The 14,249-nt window shown below is 62.0% G+C and carries 14 protein-coding genes and 1 pseudogene; 4 read left to right on the top strand and 11 right to left on the bottom strand.

The window, feature by feature from the left end; all coding sequences use genetic code 11:
* Positions 1-212: 212 nt before the first annotated feature.
* The 7 genes from SFY93_RS08125 to SFY93_RS08095 all read right to left on the bottom strand — a co-directional run bounded on the left by SFY93_RS08125 (position 213) and on the right by SFY93_RS08095 (position 7,662).
* A complete protein-coding gene (locus tag SFY93_RS08125; protein WP_320446695.1) occupies positions 213-1,310 on the bottom strand; it encodes a hypothetical protein in 1,098 nt (365 codons plus the stop codon).
* Positions 1,311-1,651: 341 nt separating this feature from the next.
* On the bottom strand, positions 1,652-3,895 hold the full coding sequence (glyS, locus tag SFY93_RS08120; RefSeq protein WP_320446694.1) for a glycine--tRNA ligase subunit beta: 2,244 nt from the start codon (positions 3,893-3,895) through the stop codon (positions 1,652-1,654).
* Positions 3,895-4,827 carry a glycine--tRNA ligase subunit alpha gene (locus SFY93_RS08115; RefSeq protein WP_320446693.1) on the bottom strand — a complete coding sequence of 311 codons (933 nt, stop codon included), beginning with the start codon at positions 4,825-4,827 and terminating at the stop codon, positions 3,895-3,897. Before SFY93_RS08115 ends, glyS begins: the two co-directional genes overlap by 1 nt.
* A gap of 407 nt (positions 4,828-5,234) precedes the next feature.
* Positions 5,235-5,426, bottom strand: coding sequence for a hypothetical protein (locus SFY93_RS08110; protein WP_320447719.1), 192 nt, complete (start codon positions 5,424-5,426; stop codon positions 5,235-5,237).
* Positions 5,427-5,534: 108 nt separating this feature from the next.
* On the bottom strand, positions 5,535-6,419 hold the full coding sequence (locus tag SFY93_RS08105; protein WP_320446692.1) for a S49 family peptidase: 885 nt from the start codon (positions 6,417-6,419) through the stop codon (positions 5,535-5,537).
* A 234-nt stretch (positions 6,420-6,653) separates the two neighbouring features.
* A complete protein-coding gene (locus SFY93_RS08100) occupies positions 6,654-7,430 on the bottom strand; it encodes a tRNA1(Val) (adenine(37)-N6)-methyltransferase (protein WP_320446691.1) in 777 nt (258 codons plus the stop codon).
* Between the two features lie 4 nt (positions 7,431-7,434).
* Positions 7,435-7,662 (bottom strand): putative signal transducing protein, encoded by a 228-nt coding sequence (locus tag SFY93_RS08095; RefSeq protein WP_068733164.1) that lies wholly within the window; start codon positions 7,660-7,662, stop codon positions 7,435-7,437.
* A gap of 236 nt (positions 7,663-7,898) precedes the next feature.
* Between SFY93_RS08095 and SFY93_RS08090 the strand changes: the two genes are divergently transcribed.
* Positions 7,899-8,909: a polyprenyl synthetase family protein gene (locus SFY93_RS08090; RefSeq protein WP_089262468.1), complete on the top strand. Its 1,011-nt coding sequence runs from the start codon at positions 7,899-7,901 to the stop codon at positions 8,907-8,909.
* A gap of 9 nt (positions 8,910-8,918) precedes the next feature.
* On the opposite strand, the gene SFY93_RS08085 is transcribed toward SFY93_RS08090, so the two are convergent.
* Positions 8,919-9,920 (bottom strand): NADP-dependent oxidoreductase, encoded by a 1,002-nt coding sequence (locus SFY93_RS08085; protein WP_320446690.1) that lies wholly within the window; start codon positions 9,918-9,920, stop codon positions 8,919-8,921.
* A 20-nt stretch (positions 9,921-9,940) separates the two neighbouring features.
* Positions 9,941-10,816: an alpha/beta fold hydrolase gene (locus tag SFY93_RS08080; protein WP_320446689.1), complete on the bottom strand. Its 876-nt coding sequence runs from the start codon at positions 10,814-10,816 to the stop codon at positions 9,941-9,943.
* Between the two features lie 156 nt (positions 10,817-10,972).
* Between SFY93_RS08080 and SFY93_RS08075 the strand changes: the two genes are divergently transcribed.
* Both SFY93_RS08075 and SFY93_RS08070 read left to right on the top strand, forming a co-directional pair.
* Entirely contained in the window at positions 10,973-11,404 is a 432-nt protein-coding gene (locus SFY93_RS08075; RefSeq protein WP_320446688.1) for a winged helix-turn-helix transcriptional regulator, read from the top strand.
* Positions 11,401-11,515, top strand: a pseudogene (locus SFY93_RS08070) (polyprenyl synthetase family protein); the annotation flags it as partial. The gene SFY93_RS08075 and the pseudogene SFY93_RS08070, both read left to right, overlap by 4 nt.
* Before the next feature lie 19 nt (positions 11,516-11,534).
* Here the strand turns inward: SFY93_RS08070 and SFY93_RS08065 are convergent.
* The gene (locus SFY93_RS08065) at positions 11,535-12,425 is read right to left on the bottom strand and encodes an AraC family transcriptional regulator (RefSeq protein ID WP_320446687.1); all 891 of its coding nucleotides are present in this window, start codon (positions 12,423-12,425) and stop codon (positions 11,535-11,537) included.
* Positions 12,426-12,558: 133 nt separating this feature from the next.
* Here SFY93_RS08065 and SFY93_RS08060 point away from each other — a divergent pair, with 133 nt between their 5' ends.
* Complete coding sequence (locus SFY93_RS08060) at positions 12,559-13,314, top strand: SDR family oxidoreductase (protein WP_320446686.1); 756 nt, start codon at positions 12,559-12,561, stop codon at positions 13,312-13,314.
* A 69-nt stretch (positions 13,315-13,383) separates the two neighbouring features.
* On the opposite strand, the gene SFY93_RS08055 is transcribed toward SFY93_RS08060, so the two are convergent.
* Positions 13,384-14,229: an alpha/beta hydrolase gene (locus SFY93_RS08055; protein WP_320446685.1), complete on the bottom strand. Its 846-nt coding sequence runs from the start codon at positions 14,227-14,229 to the stop codon at positions 13,384-13,386.
* Positions 14,230-14,249: the final 20 nt, after the last annotated feature.

The following is a 14,249-nucleotide window of genomic DNA, read 5'->3' as shown; positions in this document are numbered from 1 at the left end:
AGAAGCCCCGCCCCGGTCATCCCCCACCGGGCGGGGCTTTTTTGTTTGCGCATGACGCCACAAGCTCCGCCTCATGGTGAGGAGCGCGACTTCGCGCGTCTCGAACCATGAATGGGTGAGCGCCGGCGTTTGCAGCCATCCTTCGAGACGCGGCGAAGATGCCCCTCCTCAGGACGAGGACGGAGTATTGCAGCACCTTCCTGTATCGACGCTCATCCGCTCTTCAGCAGCGACAGAATGTGGTTGGTCGACTTGTAGCTCGCCACTGCATTGTCGCGGAAACTCGGCGTCCAGTTGGAGGCGGTCCGCTCCTCATCGCTCATCGCCGAATAGGTGTTGAGAATGCCGAGGCTGAACTGGCTGGGATCGCCGCTCTTCTGGCTTGCCTGCAACGCCTCGAGAATGCTGGTGCGATTACGTGAATCGAGCACCTGCTTGGCCGCAAAGCTCTCTTCCTTCGAGAACAGACCATCCTGATTGAGCGAGATCGCCGAGAGCGAACGATTGTCGACGGCGGAGAAATCCGCGAGCTGGCCGGTCTTGCGGCGGCTGTCATAAACGAGTTCGCCCTTGCCCGCCTCTTTCGCCGCCTTGGCCTGCGCATCCAGCGCCGCACGCACGCTCTTCGCAACGGTGGCGATGTCCTGCACGGGCGTCGTTGTATCGGGCTGCGCGAGATAGGCTGCGACCGGATCGTTGGCGATGCCTGATGGCGCCTTGGTCGGTGTCTGTTCGGTCGCCTGAATGCCCTTCAGCACGGCCTCGCGCTGCGCGGACCAGGCCGCCGAGGCTTTCTCTTCGCTGCCAGCGGCATCGAGATAATCCAGCGCCGCCTTGTAGATGCCGCTGAAATCGCCGGTCAGCTTGGCCGTACCCGCGGCAGGCGCCAGCGCCGCATTGAAGCGATTGCCCAGTTCGGCCTGGGCGACCTTCTGCTCGTCGGCGGTGAAGGTGCCGCCATTGTTGGTGGCCATGGCGTAGAGCGAACGGCGATCCAGCGTCGAGAGATCGATGGTCAGCTTGCCGTTGGCATCCAGCGGCCCCGTCGCTTTTGCGGCCACATATTGGGCCGCCAGCTTCGCCCTGAGATCCGTGACGACGGTCGCGATATCCTTGTCGGAGCCGGAGCTCGCAAGCTTCGCCCGCGCCGCCTCCGACAGCGTCAGATTGGTCGCCGCATCGGAGGACGACGATGCGCTCTCATTGCTGTTGAGCGCATTGGCCAGCGACGGCTGGGCCGTGGCCGCGGCCCGCGCATAGGCGGAGCCGTAATTGGCATAGGGATTGAGGCCGGTATTGACCGAGGTCATGGGCGATCCTTGGGCAGTCCTGCCCGCGCTGGGAAGCGACGGTTAAGAAACCGTTACGGAACCGGACCATTTCAAGGGATGGTTAATGGAAGGTAAATGTTTCGGGAGATTGCTGGAAAATTCGGAGGCAGGGCGGCCTGCCCCCCAAGTTTTGTCATTCCGGGGCGCGGGCGCATCTTCGCGCACGCGAACCCGGAATCTTGAAGTGTTGAGCACCTCTATCGTTGCGGGTGCAGAGCAGTGATGAACACATCGGGATCCCGGGTTCGGACCTCCGCGGCTTCGCCGCTGCGGCCCGCCCCGGGATGACGCGTGGGGCGCCCGCCGGCGCCCCCTAGTCGTCAATCCTGGATCTTCGAGAAATCCGCCACCGCACGCGTCGCCGCGCGGATCTCGTTCAACAGCTTCAGACGATTTTCGCGGACCGCCGCGTCGTCGTCATTGACCTTCACCTTGTCGAAGAACGCATCCACCGCCGGCCGCAGCTTGGCCATGGCGGTCATCGCGCCGGCGAAGTCTTCCTTGGCAACAGCCGCGCTCGCTTCCGGACCGACCTCGGCAATCGCCCTGGCCAGTGCCTTTTCTTCGTCGAGCTTGAACAGTGCGGCATCAGGTGCGCCGTCGAACTTGCGCTTGTCCTTTTTTTCCTCGATGGCGAGAATGTTGTTGGCGCGCTTTGTGCCGGCCAAGAGGTTCTTGCCGTCATCGCTGTCGAGAAACTTGCCGAGCGCCTCGACGCGGCGGACAACCATCAACAGATCGTCCTGACCGCCGAGCGCGAACACCGCATCGACGAGATCGTGACGGGCGCCCTGATCGCGGAGCTGACCTTTCAGGCGGTCGGCGAAGAAGGCGAGAAGGTCGGCAGCCATACCCTCGATAAAACGTTTCTGATACGCTTGGCCTTCGCTAGTTATTTCCTCGCTTGAAATTGGCGTTTTTTGCTTTCGCGAATAAGTATCAATAATGCCGTGATTATTTGCCACCTCAAGCGTCAGGACAAACTCATCGCCGACCAACGTGGCGCCTGAAGTGAATACCAGCCCGCGATAAACAAGCCGCTGTAAGAATTCTGAAAGTGGAAAGCGAGCACCGTTATCCAAAAGAATGCGGATAACCCCCAACGCTGCACGCCTCAGTGCAAAGGGATCTTTGGAGCCAGTTGGCTTCTCCTTGATAACCCAAAAACCAACCAGCGTATCGAGCTTGTCCGCCAGCGCCACGGCGATCGAAATGGGAGCTGTCGGAACCCGATCCGCTGGCCCCTGCGGTTTGTAGTGATCCTCACTCGCGGCAGCGACAGCGGCATCCTCACCCTGCGCCAGCGCGTAATACTTGCCCATCAGGCCCTGCAACTCTGGAAACTCGCCGACCACTTCGGTGAGCAGATCCGTCTTCGCGAGCTGCGCCGCACGCTTGGTCTTCGTGGCATCGGCGCCGACCAGCGGCGCGATCTCGCCAGCCAGCTTTTCGATACGGGCGATACGCGCGGCCTGGGTGCCGAGCTTCTCGTGAAACACGATCTGCTCGAATTTCGGCAGCCGATCTTCGAGCTTCGTCTTCAGATCCGTCTCGTAAAAGAACTTCGCGTCCGACAGGCGCGCACGGATGACGCGCTCGTTGCCGGCGATGATCGCCGTGCCGCCGTCGCTCGCTTCGATATTGGCTGTTATGACGAACTTGTTGGTCAGCTTCTGCGTCTTGGGATCGCGGACCACGAAGCACTTCTGATTGGCGCGAATGGTAGCGCGGATCACCTCGTCCGGGATTGACAGGAAGTCCTTGTCGAACGAGCCCATCAGCACCACCGGCCATTCGACCAGGCCCGACACTTCGTCGAGCAGCGCGGGGTCTTCGACCAGCTCAAAGCCCTGCGCGAATGTGAGCTGCCGCGCATCGGCCAGAATGATCTCCTTGCGACGCTCGGGATCGAGCACGACCTTCGCGGCCTGCAGCTTCGCCACATAGTCGTCGAAGCGACGCACCTGGATCGCATCAGGCGCAAGGAAGCGATGGCCGTAAGTGGTCTGGCCAACACTGACGCCGCTGAGGTCGAACTGCACCACTTCCGGCTCTTCGGTCTCGATGCCGAAGGTCGCGACGATGGAATGCAACGGGCGCACCCAGGTCAGTGCGCTGGATTTCGCGGAAGCCGCGCCCCAGCGCATCTGCTTCGGCCACGGGAAGGTGCGGATGATAATGGGCAGAATCTCGGCCAGTACATCGACCGTCGGCTTGCCGGGCTTCTCCGTGAGCGCGATGTAGAAATCGCCCTTGGGATCGCGCTGAATTTTTGCTTCGTCGAGCGACGCAAGACCGGTGGCTTTTAGAAAGCCCTGGATCGCGGCTTCGGCGCCGCCGACGCGCGGTCCCTTGCGCTCCTGCTTGAGGTCCGACTGGCGTGCGGGAATGCCGTGCACCGTCAGCGTCAGGCGACGCGGCGTCGCAAAAGCCTTCGCGCCTTCATAGACGAGACCTTCGGCGACCAGCCTATCGGTCACAATGCGGCGCAGATCTTCCGCCGCCTTGGCCTGCATGCGGGCGGGGATTTCTTCGGAGAACAGTTCGAGGAGAAGATCAGGCATCAGGCAGCACTTCCGGCTTCGGTATGCACCCACGCTTCGCCGCAGGCCTTGGCGAGTTCGCGGACGCGCATGATGTAGCTCTGGCGCTCGGTGACCGAGATCACGCCGCGCGCATCGAGCAGATTGAAGACATGGCTGGCCTTGATGCACTGGTCATAGGCCGGCAGCGCCATCAGATGTTCTTCGCGCTTGCCGCCCTTCCAGCCGGCGTCGAGATATTTCCTGCAGGCGGCCTCGGCCATCTTGAACTGTTCGAACAGCATCGCGGTATCGGCATGTTCGAAGTTGTGCCGCGAATATTCCTGCTCGGCCTGCAGGAAGACGTCGCCATAGGTCACCTTGTCGGCGCCCTCACGACCGTTGAAGTTGAGATCGTAGACGCGGTCGACGCCCTGCACATACATGGCGAGACGTTCGAGACCGTAAGTGAGTTCGCCGGCGACCGGTGCGCATTCGACGCCTGCGACCTGCTGGAAGTAAGTGAACTGGCTGACTTCCATGCCGTCGCACCAGCATTCCCAGCCGAGGCCCCAGGCGCCCAAAGTCGGGCTTTCCCAGTCGTCCTCGACGAAGCGCACGTCATGCAGTGCCGTGTCGATGCCAATCGCTTTCAGCGACTGCAGATAGAGGTCCTGCAGGTTCGCCGGCGACGGCTTCATGATCACCTGGAACTGGTAATAATGCTGCAGCCGGTTCGGGTTCTCGCCGTAACGGCCATCCTTCGGCCGGCGCGACGGCTGCACATAGGCGGCCTTCCACGGCTTCGGCCCCAGCGCGCGCAAGGTGGTCGCGGGATGGAAGGTGCCGGCGCCCATTTCCATGTCGTAAGGCTGCAGGATCACGCAGCCCTGCTCGGCCCAAAACCGCTGCAGAGCGAGAATGAAGCCCTGGAACGAACGTTCCGGGCGCATGTGCGGAGGCAGGGAGTCCATGGTGGTTTCTGGGCCGTTTTTCCGGGGATTCGCCAAGGGGATCAAGGCGGATCAAAGCGCGCGGACCGTATCGGCGCGGCCTTGCGGAATCAAGGCAATGCGGCCCGATTTGGCGGTAACCGGCGGGTAACCGCACCGGCACATCACCTGATCACGAGGGCTAGTCGTTAAGTCCCGCGCACTATCCTGATGGCATCGGTGGGAACGAACCCGGTCATCGGGACTTGACCCAGCGAAAGGCTCGAACGATCCAAGTCGCGCGGGCCGAAGACCTCCAAGTCTTAAGTTGTCCAAACGTCCAGGGCCAAGGGACCTCCAAGCCTGAAAGCCCAACTTTGTCGCCGGTCTCGAGGACGTGCCCCGTCCTCAGGCCGGCGCAAATATTTTGGGGGCCCGGTTTGTGGCGGCTAACCCGGCCGATACGCGCCAGTGACGGGATCACGGCGCAGGGTCGGGACGTCCGTGGTCCCGCTGCGTTCAGCCACCCGCGCCTGGCGGGCTTCTTCCAACTCATGATTGATCCGCCTGGCGGTTCTGTAGGCCCAGCGGACAACGGCTGCGCTCCCAAGCGCGCCTGCAAGTGCGACCAGCGGCGGCATCTGTCGATTCCTGTCGTTCATCTCAAGCCCCCTGCGGATAGTCTCGCGCAAGTGCCGGATTCCTGCAATTAGCTTTTAAGCCACCAAATGCCGCGCAATACCGTCCTGCTAAAAGCCGTATTTGGACCACAGCGCGCGCGTCTCCAGCGCCGAGATCAGTTGATCCGGCAGTCCCGACAGGCCGTCGAGCGATAGCTGCGAGCCCGCGCCGGATTTGCGACCGAGCAGACCTGACAACATGCCGGATGGCTGCGCGATCACTGGCATCTGCACCTTGTCGCCATAGCGCGCGCGCAGCACCGAGCGCAGATCGCCGATGGCATCGCTGAGGCCGAGCGCGATGGATTTTTCACCGGCCCAGTATTCTCCGGAGAACAGCACATCCTCGGCGCCCTTCAGCCGGGCACCGCGGCTCTCCTTCACGAGGTTGATGAAGATCGCGTGGATCTCGCGCTGAAGCGATTTCAGCCGCGCAACATCATCGGGATCTTCCGGCAGGAACGGATCGAGCATCGCCTTGTGCTCACCCGCCGTATAGAGACGCCGCTCGACGCCTATCTTCTTGATCAGGTCCTGAAACCCGAAGGTGCCGCCAACCACGCCGATCGAGCCGACGATCGAGGATGGATCGACGAAAATTTCATCGCCCGCGCAGGCGAGCATGTAACCACCGGACGCCGCGACATCCTCGACAAACACAAACACCGGCAGCTTCTTCTCCGCAGCGAGCTGGCGAATGCGCAGATAGATCTGCCGCGACTGCACCGGCGAGCCGCCCGGCGAATTGATCACCAGCGCAACGGCCTTGGCATTCCTGGTCGCAAATGCCTTGTCCAGCAGTCTTGCCACGCCCGCGAGCGACAATCCCGGCCGCAGCGGTGTCACCGCGCCGATCGTGCCCGACAGACGCACCACCGGAACCACTGCGGAGGCGCGACGGAAACGCGCAGGCAGCAGCCTCGTGATCACCGCCTTTAGATTGGATTCGCTCATTCAAACTTCCTCGACATTAACCAACTTTTATCACGCTGCTGTCATTGAACCGGGAGACGCTTTCAGCGTTTGAAAACCTTAACAGGCCTTTACACCGCAGCGGGAGAAGACATGAAAATCTATCTGCTGATGCTGATCATGGGCACGCTTCTGACGGCGATTCATTTCACGTCTGCGCCGCAGAAACGCTCCGAAACAGCTCCTCAATAAACAACACGCTGACTGCGGCATCGCCTAGAGCGATGCCCGAAGCGATGACCATGGCAGAACCGCCTGCCCGGCCAGCACGCGCTGGATATGGAGATCAGGCGCGCCATCCGCATCCCGCAGCGAGATGCCGGGCTCAATTGCCGCAGGCGCGCGGCCACCCTTCACAGCACGCACCAACACCCTGATCGCTGGCGCCTCCGCATCGCCATGCACCGGCATGATCGCGACACTCCCGAAGCCGCGGTCCAGCGCAGTCAACACATCGGCCAGTCCGTCCGCCCGCCAGATCAGCGTCAGCACGCCGCCGGATTTGAGCAGCCGGCGCGCCGCGTGAATCCATGTCTGCAACGTGTCCTCCGTCGCGACATGGGCGATCTCGCGCAATTTGTTCGGCGAGGCGCGATGGCGCGCGGGATCGTTGAAGGGCGGATTCATCAGCACCGCGTCGGCGCTGTCTTGCGGCAGGCCTGCGGCAGCGAACAGCTCCGCGCTTGCGGCGATGTCGAGCGTGACGACATCAGCCGCGATACAGTTCGCCGCAGCGTTTTCTCTCGCTAGTTCAACAAGTTGTGGATCGATCTCGACCAGTGTCAGGGACACGCTGGAGACGCGTCTGGCCAGCGCCAGACCTGCCGTCCCTACGCCCGATCCGAAATCGACGACCTTGTGACCGGCCTGCGCTGACGTTGCGGCCGCCAGCAGGATCGCGTCATGGCCGGCGCGATGACCGGATTTCGGCTGCCGCAGCCGCAATTGGCCACCCAGGAAGCCGTCCTCCGTGGTCACGATCGCGTCAGCCATCACATCAATCCTGCGGCCGCAACTCGTGGGCCAGTCCGGCATCCGTCAGCACGCGGCGCGCCTGCAGATCATCGTCTTCATGCACCAGGATCCGGCGCGGAATGATGCCCAGCGATCCCTCGATCACGCTCATATTCTGGTCCAGCACCAGATGGTGGATATTCGCGCCGTCGAGCAGCGCGCCCACCGCCGAGACCAGCACCACATCGTTCGTCCGCATGATTTCGCGCAATTGGAGGTCGCTCCCTGCCAGTAACCGGGTGTGTATCTATGGGGAAGTCAAGGTTCCGATGCCCTTGCCGCGCCGCTGCGCAGTTTCTATTGTGCGGCCCGATATCGGTCGACGGCAATTCAGCAGATGGGGACACCTGTTTTCAACGTGAATTCGCCCTATTTGAATATAAGCGCTGCCAGTGCCTGCCTTTTTCATGGCCCGACGAAGCGCCCTTGTAATTCGGAGAGCCCAGCGTGGCGGTGATTGTTCCCTTCGAGAGTCACGCGACAGCGTCGATCGACCAGTTGGTCAGCCTTGTCGCTCCTGACATGGAGCGCGTCAATGCGACGATCCTGTCTCGGACCGGCTCGGAAGTCACCATGATCCCCGAGGTCGCCAACCATCTGATCTCGTCGGGCGGCAAGCGGCTGCGCCCGATGCTGACGCTCGCGATGGCCAATCTCACCGGCTACACCGGCGACGGCCATATCAAGCTCGCGGCCTCCGTCGAATTCATGCACACCGCGACGCTGTTGCATGACGACGTGGTCGACCAGAGCGAACTGCGCCGTGGCAAGCTGTCCGCGCGCATGCTGTGGGGTAACGAAGCGTCGGTGCTGGTCGGCGACTTCCTGCTCGGCCAGGCCTTCCGCATGATGGTCGAAGTCGGCTCGCTGCGTGCACTCGATATTCTTTCCTCGGCTGCTGCGACGATCGCCGAAGGCGAAGTGATGCAGCTCGCCGCCGCCAAGAACACCGCGACCACCGAAGACGAATATCTCGCGGTCATCCGCGGCAAGACGGCTGAACTGTTTGCCGCCGCCTGCGAAGTTGGCCCGGTAATCGCGAACCGCCCGAAGGCCGAACAGACCGCGTGCCGTTCGGTCGGCATGAATCTCGGCATCGCCTTCCAGCTCATCGACGACGTGCTCGATTACGGCGGCAAGGCTGCCAAGCTCGGCAAGAATGTCGGCGACGATTTCCGTGAGGGCAAGATCACCCTGCCCGTGGTGCTCGCCTTCCGCCGCGGCAACGACGCCGAGCGCGAATTCTGGATCAAGGCGCTGGAGCGCGGCGAGATCGGCGAAGGCGACCTCGATCACGCCATCGGCCTGATGACCAAGCACCGCGCACTGGAAGACACGATCAACCGCGCCCAGCATTACGGCGCCATGGCCGTTGATGCGCTGGCGCTATTTCCGTCATCGCCGATGAAGACTGCACTGGAGCAGGTCGTGGCGTTCTGTCTGGCACGGACGCACTAAGGCCAGACATCACTGCACCGCGATGGCCACCTTGCCCTTCGCGCGGCCGGTCTCGACATAGGCCAGCGCATCCCCGGTGTTCTCGAACGGGAACACCTTATCGACGACCGGCCGGATCACGCCGGCTTCGATCAGGGACGTGATCTCGCTCAACTGCTGCCCCTGCGCGCGCATAAACAGGAATGAATAGCGTACACCGAGGCCCTTAGCCTTTTTTCGGACCCCTCGGCTTAGCAGGCGCATGACCAGTTTCAGGAACAGGTTCAGACCGGCTTCCTTGGCGAAAGCCGGATCGGGCGGACCGGAAATGGAAATGAGCTGGCCGCCCGGCTTGAGCACACCCAGAGATTTATCGAGCGTCTTTGGATCCTGACTATTCAGCACAAGATCGTAGCCCGACAGGACCTTCTCGAAGTCCTGCGTCTTGTAGTCGATGACCACATCCGCCCCGAGACTTTTGACCAGTTCGACATTCCTTGCACTGGTTGTCGTCGCAACTGTAGCGCCGAGATGCTTGGCGAGCTGGATTGCAAAAGTCCCGACACCACCGGAGCCGGCCTGAATGAAGACCTTCTGACCGGGCTTTACCTTGCCCACTTCGACCAGCGCTTGCCACGCCGTCAGCCCCACCAGCGGGATGGATGCCGCTTCCGTCATGCTGAGATTTTTCGGCTTCAGCGCCACGTCAGCTTCATTGATGGCGGTGAATTCGGCGAATGTACCGACCCGATGATCGCGCGGCCGCGCATAGACTTCGTCGCCCACCTTGAACCGGCTGGCCCTGGATCCTGTCCTGACAACCGTTCCGGCGACGTCGTGACCCAGGATGAAAGGCGGACGATAGGGAAGAATAAGCTTGAACTCTCCATCCCGGAGCTTGGAATCCAGCAGGTTCACAGCTGTGGCGTGAACCCGGACCAGAACATCAGTGTCCTGCACTTCCGGTTCGGGCACGTTGGCCAGGCGCAGAGCGCCCTTCTTTTTGTACTTATCAACGACGAATGCCTTCATGGGCTTTCTCCAATCTCAAGTTAGCAGCGGCGCCAATCGCTCAGGAAGGAAAGAGCCTTCGGCACGAAATCAGCGTGGTACTGGAATATCCCGCCATGCCCGGCGTCTTCGTAGATCACCAGTTGCGCTCCGGGGATGCGTTCGGCCAAGTCGGTGCTGTTCACAGTCGGGACCATGATATCGTTGTCGCCATTCGCGATCAGGACGGGGATCTTGATACGGCCGAGATCCTGAGGCGCCTGTCGGCCCCAGGCTTTGATTGCCTTGAGTTGCCGCAGGAAGGCGCCAGGAGTCGGGCCCTTGTCCCTGTCCGCCTTGCGTTCCTTCAACCGCTTCAGAAAGGCCTTCGCGGCCTGGCGACCATTGGCCGTAGATGTGAAAAACAGATACAATTTCGGGTCGCGTAGCGTCAGCAGACCCTTGATCATGAGCGGCCAGGACACCGCTCCGACCTTATCGATACCTTTGCCGCCTGCAGGACCGGTGCCAGTCAGGATGAGCTTTCGCACAAGACCGGGAGCCTTGAGCGCAACATCCTGCGCTACAAATCCGCCGAGGGAAAAGCCGAGCAGATCGACCTTCTCGAAACCCAGCGCCCGGATCAGGGCAATCGCGCCGCGCGCCATTTCGTCGATAGTCACAGGAGCTGTTCCGCCCGACGCACCGATGCCGCGATAGTTGGTCGCGATCACGCGGTGTTTGCTGGCGAGGCCGTCAACGATCCGCGGGTCGAAATTGTCCAGCACCGCTCCCCAATGATTGAGGAGAACGAGCGGCACGCCGCCCCGGGGGCCTAGATCTCGATAGGCAAAGGCAGTTCCTCCGACGTTGATGGAGAGATTGGGCGCCTCAACGTAGCGCACACCAGATCCGACGTTGCCAGGAGCACTCGTCATTGTTTGCTCCATTGCCGCAGCACCTGTGCTGTCACCAACCCGACACGGCTGCGCTCTCCTGTACTCATCGCTTCTGCCTTCATTTTATCGTGGAACATCCTTGGAGACGGTGTTACTATCGAATTAATAGTAAGTCACTACTAAAAAGATATCGACATGAAGAATCTTTCGGACAAGCCATGCCTGATTGCCCGAAGCCTTGCGGTAGTGGGGGACGCATGGAGCATGCTGATCATGCGCGACGCCCATGCGGGGCTGACCCGCTTCGATGATTTCCGCAAAGGCCTCGGTATCGCACCAACGATGCTGACGGGGCGTCTTTCAGCCCTGACCGACGAAGGGCTGCTGGAGAAACGTCGCTATTCCGAGCGTCCGCCACGGGACGAATATGTGCTGACGGAAGCCGGCCGCGACTTTCTCCCGGTGCTATTTGCGATCGGCGCGTGGGGACGCAAGCATCGCGGCGGGGGCGACGTCACCCGGTTCTTCGACGCAGAGGCCGGAACGGAGATCGATCCCGTTACCATCGACCGCGAGACCGGCGCTCCGGTCGGAACACGTCCCATTCGCGTCGCCGCAATCGAATGAGCGGCGCGGCATTCCGGCGCCATGGCCGTCAATGCGCTCGCGCTGTTTCCGTCGCCGATGAAGACCCCGCTGGAGCAGGTCGTCGCTTTCTGTTTGGCGCGTACGCACTAGAAAATCGTGACGCTCCCGATCATGCGACGGCGCGTGCTTTCTCCCGCGCCGATTCGATATCGCGTACCGGCGGCGCGCCGAACATGCGGCCATATTCCCGGGTGAATTGCGGCACGCTCTCATAACCGACGGCGAAGGCCGCGCTGCTCGCGGTCGCGCCTTCCCACAACATCAGCCGCCGCGCCTCGATCAGGCGCAACTGCTTCTGGAACTGCAGCGGCGTGAGCGACGTCACGCTGCGAAAATGCTGGTGGAATGACGACGGGCTCATGCCCGCAACATCTGCGAGACGCTCGATCAGCACCGGCCGCGCGAACTCGGTGCGCAACACCGCAACCGCGCGCGCGACACGCTGTGCGTGGCTGTCCGGCCAGCCAAGCCGTCGGATCGCCGGCCCGTGGCGACCAGCCAGAAGCCAATAATGCATCTCGCGCACCAGCTGTGCACGCAGCACCGGCAATGACGCCGGACGATCGAGCAAGCGCATCAGCCGCAACGCCGCGTCCGCAACTTCGGCATCGGTGGGCTCGACCCGGACACGCGCGAGATCGGCGCTTGGCTCCGCTTTCATCTCGACAACCAGTTCGGCGATCACGGCCAGATCAAGTTCGAACACCAGCGAGAGATAGGGCGCGGAAATGCTCGCCCGTGTGATCTGACTGACGATCGGAACATCGGCCGTGATGATCAGCGAATCCCCGGCAGCGAAGACAAAACTCTCCGTGCCCATGGTGACATGCTTGGTGCCCTGCACGACGAGGCAGATCAGCGGCTGGAAGATCGCATGGACGATATCGCTGGGCGTGGTTGCGCGCACGGCAGCAAGGCCGAGGATCGGCGTGGTCGCGATGCCGGCACTATCAGCATGGGCCTCTGTGTAACGGCGAACGGCATTGAGAAGCGTGGTCATGACGCCCAGCCTACATCATCACAAATGCGCCAGCACATGATTTTGGAGGATTAGGCAAGGAACGTCGAGCTTCGGGCAACCAAGCCCGACCTCCCGGAGCGATATCGGAATGGTCACACCACAGGAGCTGACCATGACCAAGATTACCCTCGTTACCGGTGCCAGCCGCGGTCTCGGCCGCAATACCGCTCTCAACATCGCCCGTCACGGCGGCGATGTCCTCCTCACCTATCAAAGCCGCAGCGAAGACGCACAGGCTGTCGTCTCCGAAATCCAACGCATGGGCCGCAAGGCGGTGGCGCTGCAACTCGACACCGGCAAGATTGCCGGCTTCGCCGTTTTTGCCGAGCGTCTGCGGACAGCTCTGCGCGATACATGGTCGCGCGAGACGTTCGACCATCTCGTGAACAATGCCGGACACGGCGATTATGCACTGATCTCCGACACTACCGAGGCGCAGTTCGATGGGCTGGTGAACGTCCATTTCAAAGGCGTGTTCTTTCTGACGCAGACACTGCTGCCACTGATCGCAGACGGCGGCCGCATCGTGAACCTGTCGTCCGGGCTGACCCGCATGTGCCTCCCCGGCTATGCTGCTTATGCCGCGATGAAGGGCGCCATTGAGGTCATGACGATGTATATAGCGAAGGAACTGGGCAGCCGCCGGATCACTGTGAACACGGTCGCGCCCGGCGCGATCGAGACCGATTTCGGCGGCGGTGCCGTGCGTGACAATCCGGACATCAACAAGACGATCGCCGGCATGACCGCCCTTGGCCGCGTCGGCCTGCCCGACGATATCGGGCCGATGATCGCGAGCCTGCTGTCGGAGGATAATCGCTGGGTGAACGCACAGCGGATCGAGGTGTCGGGCGGACAGGGGCTGTAGACAACACAATCCCGGCGCAGACGAGCGGCGCCGGGAGACGTCTCGCATATTCAAGTTGTTGGTCTGATTTTAGATCCGCGCGACCAATTCCTTGATCAGCGTCGTGATCCGCCCCGTCGGCGATTCCAGTTCTTTCATGATCGAGAAGTGATCCGCGCCCGGGATCTCCTCATAGCTCACCGGCAGACCATACTTTGCCCGATGCACGGCAAGGTCTGCCGTCTGCTGGCGCAGGATCGGCAACTCGCCGCCGCCGACCACCAGCGCCAGCGGCTTGTTCGGGCCACCATCCTGCAGCAACGGCGACTGGCGCTTCGACATCGCCTCGTCGAGCTTGAGCTTCTCGTTGAGATAGGACGCGCGGATCGGTTCGAGATCGTAGATGCCTGAAATGGCGACCCCGCCTTTGACCTTCGGATGCGACAGTGTCGTCGAGGTGAGGTGACCGCCCGCTGACCAGCCCGACACAACGATACGGTTCGGATCGCCGCCGAGCGACGGAAGCTTCTCGGCCAGCGCATCGACGCCAGCATGCATCTCGGCGACGATCTCGTCGAGCGTCGCCTCCGGCGCCAGTGTGTAGCCGATTGCCGCGACGTTGATGCCGTGAGCGATCGGGCCCGCGGCGAAGCAGGTGAAGAAGTCCTTCGAGCGCATCTGCCAGTAGCCACCATGGATCAGCAGCAGTGTCGGCCCGCCGTCGGCGGCCTTGATGAAATCGAACCTGTTGCGCTCGCGTGGACCGTAGGCGACATCGAGATGCGCAGGGTACTTCGCCTTCATCGCGTCAGAGCGCTGGCCCCATCCGGCGGCGATGTCGGCGCTGCCCGCAACGGCGGTCGAGTTGTTGAGACCGGCATCGAGCTGCTCGCGTGTCATCGCGCGCCAGTTGGAATCGCCGAAAGGCTTACTCATGGTTGCATCCCTGCATTGTG

It is taken from the genome of Tardiphaga sp. 42S5 (assembly GCF_034044155.1).
Lineage (GTDB): Bacteria > Pseudomonadota > Alphaproteobacteria > Rhizobiales > Xanthobacteraceae > Tardiphaga > Tardiphaga robiniae.
Note: the sequence above shows the minus strand (reverse complement) of the source record. Positions and strands in the feature narration are given on the sequence as shown.

Excerpts from the sequence above, each read along its gene's own strand:
- SFY93_RS08125 (WP_320446695.1), bottom strand. The coding sequence starts at position 1,310 with ATGACCTCGGTCAATACCGGCCTCAATCCCTATGCCAATTACGGCTCC.
- glyS (WP_320446694.1), bottom strand. The coding sequence starts at position 3,895 with ATGCCTGATCTTCTCCTCGAACTGTTCTCCGAAGAAATCCCCGCCCGC.
- SFY93_RS08115 (WP_320446693.1), bottom strand. The coding sequence starts at position 4,827 with ATGGACTCCCTGCCTCCGCACATGCGCCCGGAACGTTCGTTCCAGGGC.
- SFY93_RS08110 (WP_320447719.1), bottom strand. The coding sequence starts at position 5,426 with ATGCCGCCGCTGGTCGCACTTGCAGGCGCGCTTGGGAGCGCAGCCGTT.
- SFY93_RS08105 (WP_320446692.1), bottom strand. The coding sequence starts at position 6,419 with ATGAGCGAATCCAATCTAAAGGCGGTGATCACGAGGCTGCTGCCTGCG.
- SFY93_RS08100 (WP_320446691.1), bottom strand. The coding sequence starts at position 7,430 with ATGGCTGACGCGATCGTGACCACGGAGGACGGCTTCCTGGGTGGCCAA.
- SFY93_RS08085 (WP_320446690.1), bottom strand. The coding sequence starts at position 9,920 with ATGAAGGCATTCGTCGTTGATAAGTACAAAAAGAAGGGCGCTCTGCGC.
- SFY93_RS08080 (WP_320446689.1), bottom strand. The coding sequence starts at position 10,816 with ATGACGAGTGCTCCTGGCAACGTCGGATCTGGTGTGCGCTACGTTGAG.
- SFY93_RS08075 (WP_320446688.1), top strand. The coding sequence starts at position 10,973 with ATGAAGAATCTTTCGGACAAGCCATGCCTGATTGCCCGAAGCCTTGCG.
- SFY93_RS08065 (WP_320446687.1), bottom strand. The coding sequence starts at position 12,425 with ATGACCACGCTTCTCAATGCCGTTCGCCGTTACACAGAGGCCCATGCT.
- SFY93_RS08060 (WP_320446686.1), top strand. The coding sequence starts at position 12,559 with ATGACCAAGATTACCCTCGTTACCGGTGCCAGCCGCGGTCTCGGCCGC.
- SFY93_RS08055 (WP_320446685.1), bottom strand. The coding sequence starts at position 14,229 with ATGAGTAAGCCTTTCGGCGATTCCAACTGGCGCGCGATGACACGCGAG.